3 protein-coding genes, 1 tRNA gene and 2 rRNA genes are annotated in these 12,990 nt (G+C 57.2%); all 6 read right to left on the bottom strand.

All coding sequences use genetic code 11. From position 1 onward, the window contains the following. Window positions 1-79 precede the first annotated feature (79 nt). Window positions 80-2,188 (bottom strand): exodeoxyribonuclease V subunit alpha, encoded by a 2,109-nt coding sequence (gene recD / locus QOM10_RS03515; RefSeq protein WP_316917578.1) that lies wholly within the window; start codon window positions 2,186-2,188, stop codon window positions 80-82. After that, window positions 2,185-5,874: an exodeoxyribonuclease V subunit beta gene (recB, locus tag QOM10_RS03510; protein WP_316917577.1), complete on the bottom strand. Its 3,690-nt coding sequence runs from the start codon at window positions 5,872-5,874 to the stop codon at window positions 2,185-2,187. The genes recD and recB overlap by 4 nt, the downstream gene beginning before the upstream one ends. After that, window positions 5,871-9,323, bottom strand: coding sequence for an exodeoxyribonuclease V subunit gamma (recC, locus tag QOM10_RS03505; RefSeq protein WP_316917576.1), 3,453 nt, complete (start codon window positions 9,321-9,323; stop codon window positions 5,871-5,873). The genes recB and recC overlap by 4 nt, the downstream gene beginning before the upstream one ends. A gap of 154 nt (window positions 9,324-9,477) precedes the next feature. After that, window positions 9,478-9,593 (bottom strand): 5S ribosomal RNA (gene rrf, locus QOM10_RS03500). A 164-nt stretch (window positions 9,594-9,757) separates the two neighbouring features. After that, window positions 9,758-12,651: ribosomal RNA gene (locus tag QOM10_RS03495) — 23S ribosomal RNA — on the bottom strand. A 247-nt stretch (window positions 12,652-12,898) separates the two neighbouring features. Then, window positions 12,899-12,974 (bottom strand) — tRNA-Ala (locus QOM10_RS03490). Between the last annotated feature and the right edge of the window lie 16 nt (window positions 12,975-12,990).

Here is a 12,990-nt window from a genome sequence, read left to right as displayed (position 1 = left end):
GATAGCACAGCAGTGAAACGCCAGCGAGACAGCGACCTCTGACCGGTTGGTCAGTAATTGCCGCCAATCGTCGGGATTTTCACCCCTGAGGCAATGCCCCCTCCTCCAGTTCCAGCATCAGCCCGCTCAGGCGTTTGACCTTGCGCTGCACTGCTTCTTCAAACACGCCGGATCGGGACTCGATCAAGGTGAACCAATGTTTAGCCCGGGTAATGCCGGTGTAGATCAATTCTTTCGTCAGCACCGGGTTCAAGGCATCGGGCAGAATCAGCGCCGTATGGGCAAACTCCGAGCCTTGGGATTTGTGCACCGTCATGGCGTAGACGGTTTCGACGTCGTTGAGGCGGCTCGGCAATACAAAGCGCACGCCGCCCTGACCGTCGTTGCGCGGGAAGGCCACGCGCAGCACCGGTTTGCCCGCGTCTGGCCCTTCGCGCTCGGGCAGTTTGAGGGCGATACCGATATCACCGTTCATCAGGCCCAAACCGTAGTCATTGCGCGTCATCAGGACTGGCCGGCCTTCGTACCATTGCTGATCGTTTTCGATCAGTCGTGCTTTGAGCAGCGCGGCGGTGATGCGTTGATTCAGCCCCTCTACACCCCACGGCCCTTTGCGCACGGCACACAACAACTGGAACGTGTCGAACGCCTGCAAGACTTCGCGGGCCCAAATGATCCAGTCCGGATGTTCGAGCGGCCTACCCGACGATGGACGCTGCTCGCGCAACACGCGCAAGTAATGGCGGTAGCCTTGTGGCCCGTCGCCATGCCCTTCCAGCAACAGCCGCTCCAGTTTCTGATCGTGCTCACCCTTGAGCGGCAGCGAATACACATCGTCGTAGTGCCCGGCTGAGAGTAACTGACGTGCTTCACCCGGCAACTGCTGATTGACTCGCCGCGCGAGCTGGCCGATCCCGCTACCCTCGCCGAAACGCCGCGAGTAGCGGAGCATCACCACTTGCTGGGCCAGTGGGTGAGCACCCTCGACGTCCTCATGCAAGCCACTGTCCTTCAGGGACTCACCGCTGACCGACTCCAGCCACTGTCGGGTCTGCGGGTTGTACCAGCCACCCTCGGCATCCCGGCACAAATCGCCTAGCACTGCGCCGGCCTCAACAGAAGCCAGTTGATCCTTGTCACCGAGCAACACCAGTCGCGCATGGGGTGGCAACGCATCGAGCAGATTGGCCATCATTTCCAGGTCGATCATCGAGGCTTCGTCGACCACCAGCACATCCAGTGGCAGGCGGTTACCGGAATGGTGTCGGAAGTGTCGGGTGCCGGGACGACTGCCCAACAGACGATGCACGGTGGTGACGTCGCAAGGAATTTTCGCCCGCACCTCTTCGCTGACTTCCAGTGACTGCACTTGTTGGCTGATGGACTCGGTCAACCGCGCCGCAGCCTTGCCTGTCGGCGCCGCCAGACGAATCCGCAGCGGATGACCGGTCGCGACTGCGGGGGCTTGAAGCAACGCCAGCAAACGCACCACCGTGGTGGTTTTACCGGTCCCCGGCCCGCCGGTAACAATGCTGAAGGCGCTGCGAGTGGCGAGAGCGCAGGCGAGTTTTTGCCAGTCGATCACCTCGCCAGCCTTGGCTGACCCGAACAGTCCATCCAGTCGCTGCGGCAGATCGTCCGGCGTTGGCTCTACTTGCTGCAGACGCTGACGCAACGCCGAATCGATGCGCCGTTCGTAGGCCCAGTAGCGTCGCAGATACAGACGTTTACCGGCCAACACCAGCGGGCGTTGCTGTGCGATATCGCGGGTATCCGCCGCCAGTGCGACCAATGAGCTGCCCGCAAGAACCTTGCACCAGTGCGGCCCCTCGAGCGCTTCAAGCAATTGCGAAGGCAGCAACAACACGCCCCCTTGCACGTCACCTTCGGGGGGCAACGACAGAGCGAAGTCGGGAGCTTTCAGGGTTTCATACAGATCGAGGCAAACATGACCGTGACCAAGTTGATGGCTGGTCAGGGCAGCCGCGAGCAGCACCAGCGGATCCGTATCGCGCTCAAGTTCGTGAAGAAACGCGACAAACGCTTTGTCCAGCGCACGCAGCCAGCCACGCTCGACCCAACGGGTCAGCAATATCAACAGGTCATCGGCGCTGGTCAGGGGCGATAGCCTCGACAGACTGTCGGCTGCCAGCGGCGTGGGGAGCAGATCGGCAAAGGTGCGGCTCATAGCAGGACTCCCTGTTCCCACGCGGGTTCGGACTTGGGTTCGGGTTTTCCTTGAAACATTCGGTCGAGACGTTCGATCAGCTGACGGGGCGGACGAGCAAAATACACGCCGCGACTGTCAGCACGGGTGCCGCGCAGGAACAGATATAACGCGCCGCCGACATGCCGGTCGTAATCGTAATCAGGCAGCCGTGCCTTGAGCTGGCGATGCAACGCCAACAGGTACAGCACGTATTGCAGGTCATAGCGGTTGTCGAGAATCGACTGTTCCATGGCTTGTTCGGTGTAAGCCAGCTCATCCACGCCAAGCCAGTTGGACTTGTAGTCAGCCACGTAATAACGGCCGTCGTGCTCAAAGGTCAGGTCGATGAAGCCTTTGAACATGCCGTTGAGCTGCACCGGTTCTGCCGCCACACGGGCCACGCCCCTGTGAGTGTGCTGACGCACCAGTTCGTCCAGTTTGAGGACATCGACTTTATGGCTGGCGAACCAGAACTCCATCTCGACCCGATACTGCTTCAGTTGCTCCAGAACAACTGGCGGCTGCCCACCTGCAATCGGCAATGGCGACTGCAGCAAATGTTGCAGCCAGTCACTCAGGGTATTGATCCAGCCCTCCCAGCCGCGCAAATTGCAGCGCCGGGCAATCGCATCTTCCAGCGCTTCGCGAGAAACGGCGAAGCCGTCGTCACCGGCCCATTCCAGCAAACCGTGAAGAAACGTTCCCGGATTGGGGCCACGTGGAAAGCGGTGGATATCGGCGCCGCCGGTTATGATTTCTCTCGGCGCGTCCGGGTCGAGGCGTTCGTCGTCAAACAGCTTTTGTGCCTGCGGGCTGTCCGGCGCTTCATCGCTGCCGACACTCAATACGTCGCTGATGCGCAATGCGCTGTAGGAGGCGATCCACCAGTTTTCGCTGGCCTTGCGCTTGGGCAACAGCGTCGCACTCAGCACGGCGTCATTGCGTGGCGGCTGGTAATGCTCGTCGGTGGGTTGTGGCATTTCACTGATGTGGATGGCCGGGCAGTCTTGTTGCAGGTCTTGCAACCAGCGATTCAATTCGCTGGACTCGCCCAGCGATACGCCGCCACCAAGCAGATAACCCAGCGCCGAAATATGCAGCACCGAGCTGTTGTTATTGCCTCGTTTGAGATCCGTCACGCCCAACCAGCAGGCATGCTGCGCGCGCGTCAGGGCAACGTAGAGCAAGCGCAAGTCTTCGGCCAGGCGTTCGTCGTCCGCTTGCGCAATCAGCTCGGCGGTCGGCTTGAGGCTTATCTGAGCCTTGCCCTCGGCGTCGTGATAATGCAGTGGCAGACGACTGCCATCAACGGGTTTTGCCGAGCAAATGAACGGCAGGAACACCAATGGATATTCCAGTCCCTTTGACTTGTGGATAGTCACGACCTTGACCAGTTGCTCGTCACTTTCCAGGCGCAGAATCTGCTCTTCGCCAGCCTGACCGGACACTGCCAGCAGTTCGCCGAGATGCCGAATCAGCGCTTGTTCACCGTCCAGTTCCGCAGCCGCTTGTTGCATCAATTCCGACAGATGCAAAAGGTTGGTCAGTACGCGCTCGCCATCGCTGCGTGTCATCAAGGTTTGCGGCAGATGGAAGTCATGCAGGAGGCGGCGCAACATCGGCAGTACACCTTGTTTGCGCCATAGCTCGCGATAGCCACGAAATTGCATGACCCGGGCTTCCCACACCAGTTCGTCCTGGTTCAGACGTTCCAGCTCGGCCAATGGCAGGTTCAGGGTGATACAGGCCAATGCGGCTTTCAGGGAGCGCTCGACATCAGGCTCGGCGCAGGCCTTGAGCCAGGACAACAGGTCGTGGGCCTCTTGCGCCGCAAATACCGAGTCCTTGTCCGACAGGTAAACGCTGCGCACGCCACGGACAGCAAGTTCACCGCGCACGGCCTGCGCCTCTTTGCCGTCGCGCACGAGAATAGCGATGTCGGACGGCCTCAGACCTCTGAAGTCTTTGCCGTCCTGCACGAACCCCGCTTTATTGCTTTGCCCGCCATTGAGTAGCGCGGTGATTTCGCTGGCGCACGCGGCTGCCAATTGCTGGCGATAGACCACGCCGGACAGTGGCTGGTCGCTGGACAAGTGCCAGACATTCAACGCCGCGATAGCTTGCCCGGCAACTTGCAGCTGCTCTTTGCGACCTTGAGATTCAACAGGAAGAAATGGTACCGGGTTGTCGCCGTTTTTCTCGCGGAACAAAAACGCACCGCGACCCAGCTCTCGGGACTCGGCGCGTGCGAATACATGATTGACCGCGTTGACCATGCCGTGGCTGGAGCGAAAGTTGGTGCCCAGCGTATGCAGCCGACCAGTGGTGGCCTGACGTGCGCGCAGGTAGGTGTAGATGTCTGCACCGCGAAAAGCGTAGATCGCCTGCTTCGGATCACCGATCAGAAACAGCCCGGTGTCAGGGCTGTTTTCCTCAATGCGATAGATGCTTTCAAAGATTCGGTACTGCACTGGGTCAGTGTCCTGGAACTCGTCGATCAGCGCGACCGGGAACTGTTCGCGGATCAACGTCGCGAGACGTTCGCCACCATCGGATTGCAGCGCGGCATCCAGACGCAACAACATGTCGTCGAAGCCCATCTCGGCACGACGGCGCTTCTCTTCTTCAAAGCGTGCGCCTACCCATTTGGCGGCATGTTGCAGCACAGCGGCATCAGGAGTGGGCAATGCATCGAGGCTCGACTTGAGTTTCGGCATGGCATCCAGGCCCGGGTGGTTCGGGGCCTGACCTTTCCACGCTTCGGCCATGCCGTCGGGGGTCAGTCGGGTGAAACCGGTGCCGATATCCAGTTGCTCCAGGGACTCGTCTTCGGCCCATGCCTTGAGCTTTTCAAACCAGGGTTCGAAGTAACGCGCCTGCATCTTGCGCCCGTCGACGGTTTTGCTCGCAACGCCCTGATGACAAATGGCGAGCAATTCGTCTGCCCACTGGCGCCAAGGCATTTTCAGTTCGAACAACGCCGCCCGGCGTTCTTGCAGGCATTCTTCGATCAGCTCCGCAGGCGCCTTGCCTTCGTCGCTGTCGCGTTCACTGGCGAACAAGCCGCGTATGCGTGGCATCAATGCCGCAGGTCCGCCCCAGTTGCTGCGAACCCAATTCAAGGCATCGCCTTGCATCGGGTAACAGAACAGCCGCCAGTAATCACGCAACACCTCGCCAAGCAAGTCGCTGTGATCGGTTTCCAGGGATTGGGTAAACAAACTGCCGCTGTCGAACGCATGCTCACGCAGCATGCGCTGACACCAACTGTGGATAGTCGAAACGGCGGCCTCGTCCATCCATTGCGCGGCGACATCGAGGCGGTTGGCACAACCGGGCCACTGTTGAGCGTCGAACTGATCACGTAATTCGGCGATCAGTGCGTCGGGCGCTGGCGTTTCGTCACGAAAGAATCGAGCGGCCTCAGCCAGACGCGTGCGTATGCGCTCACGCAGTTCCTTGGTCGCGGCATCGGTGAAGGTCACAACGAGAATCTGTGGAGGCAGCAATTCGCGGCCGAATCCGCTCGCCTCGTCACCATGCCCGAGGATAAGCCGCAGATACAAAGCCGATATGGTAAAGGTTTTACCGGTACCGGCACTGGCTTCGATCAACTGGCTGCCCTGTAGCGGAAATGCCAGGGCGAGGGGAGTCTTGGTACTCATGCGCGAGCCCCTTCAGTGGATAGCGAACGCCAGGGCGCTTCAAACAGGGGGCGGTACAAAGCATCACACCAACCGGAAAACGTCTCGTCAGCAAGCAATGCATGGAAATCGGCAAATTGACGTGACAACGCCGGACTCTCGCGGCGCTCACCTTCGCTGGTCTGCCCGTCACCGTCATAGGTTTTACGTGCCGCAGCTTCTGCCTTCAGCGGGTCGGTCTGAGAAAGCCACGCGAAAGCGGTCTTAACTGCGATGGGCAGCGGCTGTCGCATACCCGCCTGCCAGGCGAGGAGCAAATCACCGAGGAACCGTATGGCGCGATCTGGCTCCATGGGATCAAGCAGCAAGGTGTCATCGCTGGCCACCAGTGCGGTGCTCAGGGAAAGTCCGCTGGCGCAGGCCACCAGATGATTGACCCAGGGTTTGGTCAGGCGATGCCATTTACGGCTTTTGATCGAGCCAATGCTGTTGGGGATGGTCGTGACCGACAACAAGCCACCGTCGGCGCGCTGATGCAAACCGGCAAGCCAGCCTTCAAGGCGTAACCCCTGCAGTTCAAGGTTGACCGGTAACGCACTGGTCAAAGGGCCAGGCCAGAGTGTCAGCAGTTGTTGATAACGCTGCAGCAAATCCGGCAGAGGCTCGATCAACTCTCGTTGCAGGCACTCACCGAACCCGGCCATTGGCAACAGGCCGCTGTTTTGCAGACGCCGTGCCTGGGCAGTCAGCGCCTCATCGACATTGTCCGGTTGCCTGAGAGCGGCTTCGAGCAGGCTGTCGCTGAGTGTGTAACGCTGCAATGCGTCCAGTACGAAGGGTTCTTCATCGGCCAGCGGAGCTTCGGCGGCCTCGAAATAGACCTTGAGGCGCTGGGTGAAAAAGTGTCGAACCGGGTTGCGCAAAAAATCCTGCAGCAAAGCCAGGCTCAACGGCTCCTCTTGTACATAAGGGGTAAGCAACTGCGCTTCGCTTTGAGACTCATGCTGCTGATGCAGAACCTGCCATTCGCTGGCGTAGCTGAAAAGGTGATCGCCGTCATGAAAATAGCGTGCACTGAACGGTTGCAGAGGATGCTCTTGCGTCATGGCACTTAACAGATCGCCGCTTTCGTCGAGCAATCGCCAACCGCTGGCGAGGTGATCGCGCAACTGGCCGATCAACACGGAAGCCGGTCGCTCACTGTTGTCGCGAATGCTGCGGCCGACCCAACTGATGTACAGCTGATTGCGCGCTGACAAAAGTGCTTCGAGCAAAAGATAGCGGTCATCTTCACGCCGCGAACGATCTCCCGGACGGTAGTCGCTGCCCATGAGGTCGAAGTCCAGCGGAGGCTGTGCGCGGGGATAATCGCCGTCATTCATTCCCAGCAGGCAGACCAGTTTGAATGGAATGGCGCGCATGGGCATCAGCGTACAAAAATTCACGGCACCGGCCAGGAAGCGCTGAGACAAACGCCCCTGATCCAGCCCGGCGAGCCAGGCTTCGCGAACCACGGTCAGTGGTAGCTCATCCGCCAGACCTACAGCCTCACACGTTTCCAGCCAGGTTTCGCGAAGCTCTTCGAGTTGGGTCAACAAGTAGTCGTCATGCTCGTTACTAGCCTTGAAGAACAGTTGCATCAGCGCCTGCAACCGGTATCCCCACTCCTTGGGCTGAGCCGGTTGGGTGAGCTGCTGATGGGCGAGCTCCAGAGCATCGAGCAAAGCCACCAGCGGCCCGATGAGGGCGGCGTCGAGTCCGCCGATCTCATCGTAGGGTTCAATCCCTTCACACGCGTTGGCGCTGCCGACGGCGTAGCCCAGGAGCATCCGGCGCAGACCGAAATGCCAACTGTTTTGTTCAAGCTCGTCGGGTAAACCCAGACCCGCTCGCTGCTCGGCGTTCATGCCCCAACGCACGCCAGCACCTTCGATCCAGCGGTGCAGTGTTGGCAGGTCACGCTCCTCCACACCAAAGCGCGCGCGAAGTGCGGGAACGTCGAGCAGGTCGAGGATTTCACTGACCGGGAAACGACTGTCGGGAAGCTTGAGCAGGTGTTCGACTGCGATCAGCAGTGGATCGCGGCCGCGCTGCCCCTGATCGGCCAATGTGAAGGGTATGAATCGCGGATCGTGGCGATCAAGCTGACCAAACACCGCGCGGATATGCGGCGCGTAGCTGTCGACATCCGGCACCATCACGATCACATCGCGAGGGCGCAGATCCGGGTTGGCACTGAAGCGCGCGAGGAGCTGGTCATGCAATATCTCGACTTCACGTTGAGCACTGTGGGCAATGTGAAAGCGTATCGACTCGTCATCAGCCAGGTCGACAGCGGGCCAGTGTTCACGAGTTTCATTGAGCGGGCGCAACTCCAGGATGTCGTCCTGGAGTTGATTGAGCAGGTTCTGTGGCTGGGTGTCGCTGAACAGGTCTATGCGACCGTCGCGAAAAGCCGCTCGATAGCTATTCGGATCGTCATAACTGTCGAGCAGGCTGATGTAGTCCCGGCCTTGCTTGCCCCATGCTGCCAACAGCGGATGGGCATGTTGATGCAGTGTTTCAGGATCAAGCACGACGGGCATTCCGCTTTTGCGCGATTGCCGCTTGTATTGATGGCGCAGCAGATCCTTGTCGGCGACGATGTCGGCCCAGTGATGGCGGCAGGGGTTGTGCACACACAGCAGAACCTGACTGAAACGCGCGAGCCCGGCCAGCGCCTCAAGCACTTGTGCTGGTAACGAAGAAATCCCGAAGACGATCACTCGCGAGGGCAACCCCACCGGGGCCTCGGTGAGGTTGTTGATGCGCTCGATGAATCGCTGGTGAACACCCGCACGACTCTGCGCCATTCCCAGTTCGCCCACGTCATCGAGCAATGCACGCCACAACTCCGCTTGCCAGCAACTGGTCGGCGGCAGCGGTTTTACTTCGCCTCTGACATTTCGCAGTTGATGCCGCCCTTCGGCCCAATCTTCGAGCCAGTCGGCGCGATATACCTGATATTGGTCGAAGAGATCCGACAGTCGCTCAGACAGTTGATAGCGTTTACGCAAGTCAGTGTCGTTGGTGAGGAAGCGTTGTAACGGCTCGAAATGCGGGCGATCGATCACCTGGGGTAGCAAGCGCATCAGACGCCAGGTTAACGGTGCCTTATCGAGCAGGGATTTGGCCGGAATCTCTTCTCGTCCAAGAACCATGCGGTAAAGCTGCCACATGAAACTGCCCGGCAGTTGCACATCAATCGCTGCCGCAATACCGCAGCCGCCCAGATCCTCGTCCTGCGGGTCTTCGGCCAGAGCCAATTTGAGCCATTGGGCAATACCGTTGCTCTGCACCAAGGCAATTTCATTTTCCAGGGGAGCTAGTGGATAGCGCCGCATGATGCTGATCACAAGGCTGCGCAGTTCGTCCAGGCTGTTGCTCTGAACCACCATGAATGCAGCGTTGAGGGACTGGGCGTCCGGCATAAGGGCTTCCTTGGGAAAGTACAAAAGCTAGGGCAGAACCTTAGCATTGTCGGCAGGTTGTAGCAGCCGGACGGCGTCTGTGAATGCTGTACGAACTTTCCTGCGGGCAAAACAAAACCCCAACTGCTTTCGCAATTGGGGTTTCGGAATTTAATCTTGACGATGACCTACTCTCACATGGGGAAACCCCACACTACCATCGGCGATGCATCGTTTCACTGCTGAGTTCGGGATGGGATCAGGTGGTTCCAACGCTCTATGGTCGTCAAGAAATTCGGGTACTGAGTCGTGGCCTTGTGGCCTCGCTTCAGCAAATTGGGTATGTGACAGCTTTCGGTGTTTGTGCTGCTTTTTTAAGTGCAGTCGAACTTTCGGTTCGTTTCGTCTTCACACACCGCAATCTGGCCTTTCGACGCAAATTGCTTGGGTGTTATATGGTCAAGCCTCACGGGCAATTAGTATTGGTTAGCTCAACGCCTCACAGCGCTTACACACCCAACCTATCAACGTCGTAGTCTTCGACGGCCCTTCAGGGAACTCAAGGTTCCAGTGAGATCTCATCTTGAGGCAAGTTTCCCGCTTAGATGCTTTCAGCGGTTATCTTTCCCGAACATAGCTACCCGGCAATGCCACTGGCGTGACAACCGGAACACCAGAGGTTCGTCCACTCCGGTCCTCTCGTACTAGGAGCAGCCCCTCTCAAATCTCAAACGTCCACGGCAGATAGGGACCGAACTGTCTCACGACGTTCTAAACCCAGCTCGCGTACCACTTTAAATGGCGAACAGCCATACCCTTGGGACCGGCTTCAGCCCCAGGATGTGATGAGCCGACATCGAGGTGCCAAACACCGCCGTCGATATGAACTCTTGGGCGGTATCAGCCTGTTATCCCCGGAGTACCTTTTATCCGTTGAGCGATGGCCCTTCCATACAGAACCACCGGATCACTAAGACCTACTTTCGTACCTGCTCGACGTGTCTGTCTCGCAGTCAAGCGCGCTTTTGCCTTTATACTCTACGACCGATTTCCGACCGGTCTGAGCGCACCTTCGTACTCCTCCGTTACTCTTTAGGAGGAGACCGCCCCAGTCAAACTACCCACCATACACTGTCCTCGATCCGGATAACGGACCTGAGTTAGAACCTCAAAGTTGCCAGGGTGGTATTTCAAGGATGGCTCCACGCGAACTGGCGTCCACGCTTCAAAGCCTCCCACCTATCCTACACAAGCAAATTCAAAGTCCAGTGCAAAGCTATAGTAAAGGTTCACGGGGTCTTTCCGTCTAGCCGCGGATACACTGCATCTTCACAGCGATTTCAATTTCACTGAGTCTCGGGTGGAGACAGCGCCGCCATCGTTACGCCATTCGTGCAGGTCGGAACTTACCCGACAAGGAATTTCGCTACCTTAGGACCGTTATAGTTACGGCCGCCGTTTACCGGGGCTTCGATCAAGAGCTTCGCGTTAGCTAACCCCATCAATTAACCTTCCGGCACCGGGCAGGCGTCACACCCTATACGTCCACTTTCGTGTTTGCAGAGTGCTGTGTTTTTAATAAACAGTCGCAGCGGCCTGGTATCTTCGACCGGCATGAGCTTACGGAGCAAGTCCTTCACCCTCACCGGCGCACCTTCTCCCGAAGTTACGGTGCCATTTTGCCTAGTTCCTTCACCCGAGTTCTCTCAAGCGCCTTGGTATTCTCTACCCAACCACCTGTGTCGGTTTGGGGTACGGTTCCTGGTTACCTGAAGCTTAGAAGCTTTTCTTGGAAGCATGGCATCAACCACTTCGTGTTCTAAAAGAACACTCGTCATCAGCTCTCGGCCTTAGAATCCCGGATTTACCTAAGATTCCAGCCTACCACCTTAAACTTGGACAACCAACGCCAAGCTGGCCTAGCCTTCTCCGTCCCTCCATCGCAATAACCAGAAGTACAGGAATATTAACCTGTTTTCCATCGACTACGCTTTTCAGCCTCGCCTTAGGGACCGACTAACCCTGCGTCGATTAACGTTGCGCAGGAAACCTTGGTCTTTCGGCGTGGGTGTTTTTCACACCCATTGTCGTTACTCATGTCAGCATTCGCACTTCTGATACCTCCAGCAAGCTTCTCAACTCACCTTCACAGGCTTACAGAACGCTCCTCTACCGCATCACCCGAAGGTGATACCCGTAGCTTCGGTGTATGGTTTGAGCCCCGTTACATCTTCCGCGCAGGCCGACTCGACTAGTGAGCTATTACGCTTTCTTTAAAGGGTGGCTGCTTCTAAGCCAACCTCCTAGCTGTCTAAGCCTTCCCACATCGTTTCCCACTTAACCATAACTTTGGGACCTTAGCTGACGGTCTGGGTTGTTTCCCTTTTCACGACGGACGTTAGCACCCGCCGTGTGTCTCCCATGCTCGGCACTTGTAGGTATTCGGAGTTTGCATCGGTTTGGTAAGTCGGGATGACCCCCTAGCCGAAACAGTGCTCTACCCCCTACAGTGATACATGAGGCGCTACCTAAATAGCTTTCGAGGAGAACCAGCTATCTCCGAGCTTGATTAGCCTTTCACTCCGATCCACAGGTCATCCGCTAACTTTTCAACGGTAGTCGGTTCGGTCCTCCAGTTAGTGTTACCCAACCTTCAACCTGCCCATGGATAGATCGCCCGGTTTCGGGTCTATTCCCAGCGACTAGACGCCCTATTAAGACTCGCTTTCGCTACGCCTCCCCTATTCGGTTAAGCTCGCCACTGAAAATAAGTCGCTGACCCATTATACAAAAGGTACGCAGTCACAGAACAAAGTCTGCTCCCACTGCTTGTACGCATACGGTTTCAGGATCTATTTCACTCCCCTCTCCGGGGTTCTTTTCGCCTTTCCCTCACGGTACTAGTTCACTATCGGTCAGTCAGTAGTATTTAGCCTTGGAGGATGGTCCCCCCATATTCAGACAAAGTTTCTCGTGCTCCGTCCTACTCGATTTCATGACCAAGAGATTTTCGCGTACAGGGCTATCACCCACTATGGCCGCACTTTCCAGAGCGTTCCGCTAATCTCAAAGCCACTTAAGGGCTAGTCCCCGTTCGCTCGCCACTACTAAGGGAATCTCGGTTGATTTCTTTTCCTCAGGGTACTTAGATGTTTCAGTTCCCCTGGTTCGCTTCTTGCACCTATGTATTCAGTACAAGATAACCATCTTATGATGGCTGGGTTCCCCCATTCAGACATCTCCGGATCAAAGTCTGTTTGCCGACTCCCCGAAGCTTTTCGCAGGCTACCACGTCTTTCATCGCCTCTGACTGCCAAGGCATCCACCGTATGCGCTTCTTCACTTGACCATATAACCCCAAGCAATCTGGTTATACTGTGAAGACGACATTCGCCGAAAATTCGAATTTCTCAATTAAGAGAACTCACAAATTTTACCTTAGCCTGATCCGTTACCAGTGAAAGTAACGTTCAGTCTATCTTTCTATCACATACCCAAATTTTTAAAGAACGAACTAGTCAAAGACTAGAAATCAACATTCATCATCACAACGATGGAATGCTCATTTCTAAGCTTTCAAACTTCAGAAGCAGTAGTGGTGGAGCCAAGCGGGATCGAACCGCTGACCTCCTGCGTGCAAGGCAGGCGCTCTCCCAGCTGAGCTATGGCCCCGTATTTCTACAGGCGT

Source organism: Pseudomonas sp. P108, assembly GCF_032613195.1.
In the GTDB taxonomy this organism is placed as follows: Bacteria; Pseudomonadota; Gammaproteobacteria; order Pseudomonadales; family Pseudomonadaceae; genus Aquipseudomonas.
Note: the sequence above shows the minus strand (reverse complement) of the source record. Positions and strands in the feature narration are given on the sequence as shown.

Excerpts from the sequence above, each read along its gene's own strand:
- recD (WP_316917578.1), bottom strand. The coding sequence starts at position 2,188 with ATGAGCCGCACCTTTGCCGATCTGCTCCCCACGCCGCTGGCAGCCGAC.
- recB (WP_316917577.1), bottom strand. The coding sequence starts at position 5,874 with ATGAGTACCAAGACTCCCCTCGCCCTGGCATTTCCGCTACAGGGCAGC.
- recC (WP_316917576.1), bottom strand. The coding sequence starts at position 9,323 with ATGCCGGACGCCCAGTCCCTCAACGCTGCATTCATGGTGGTTCAGAGC.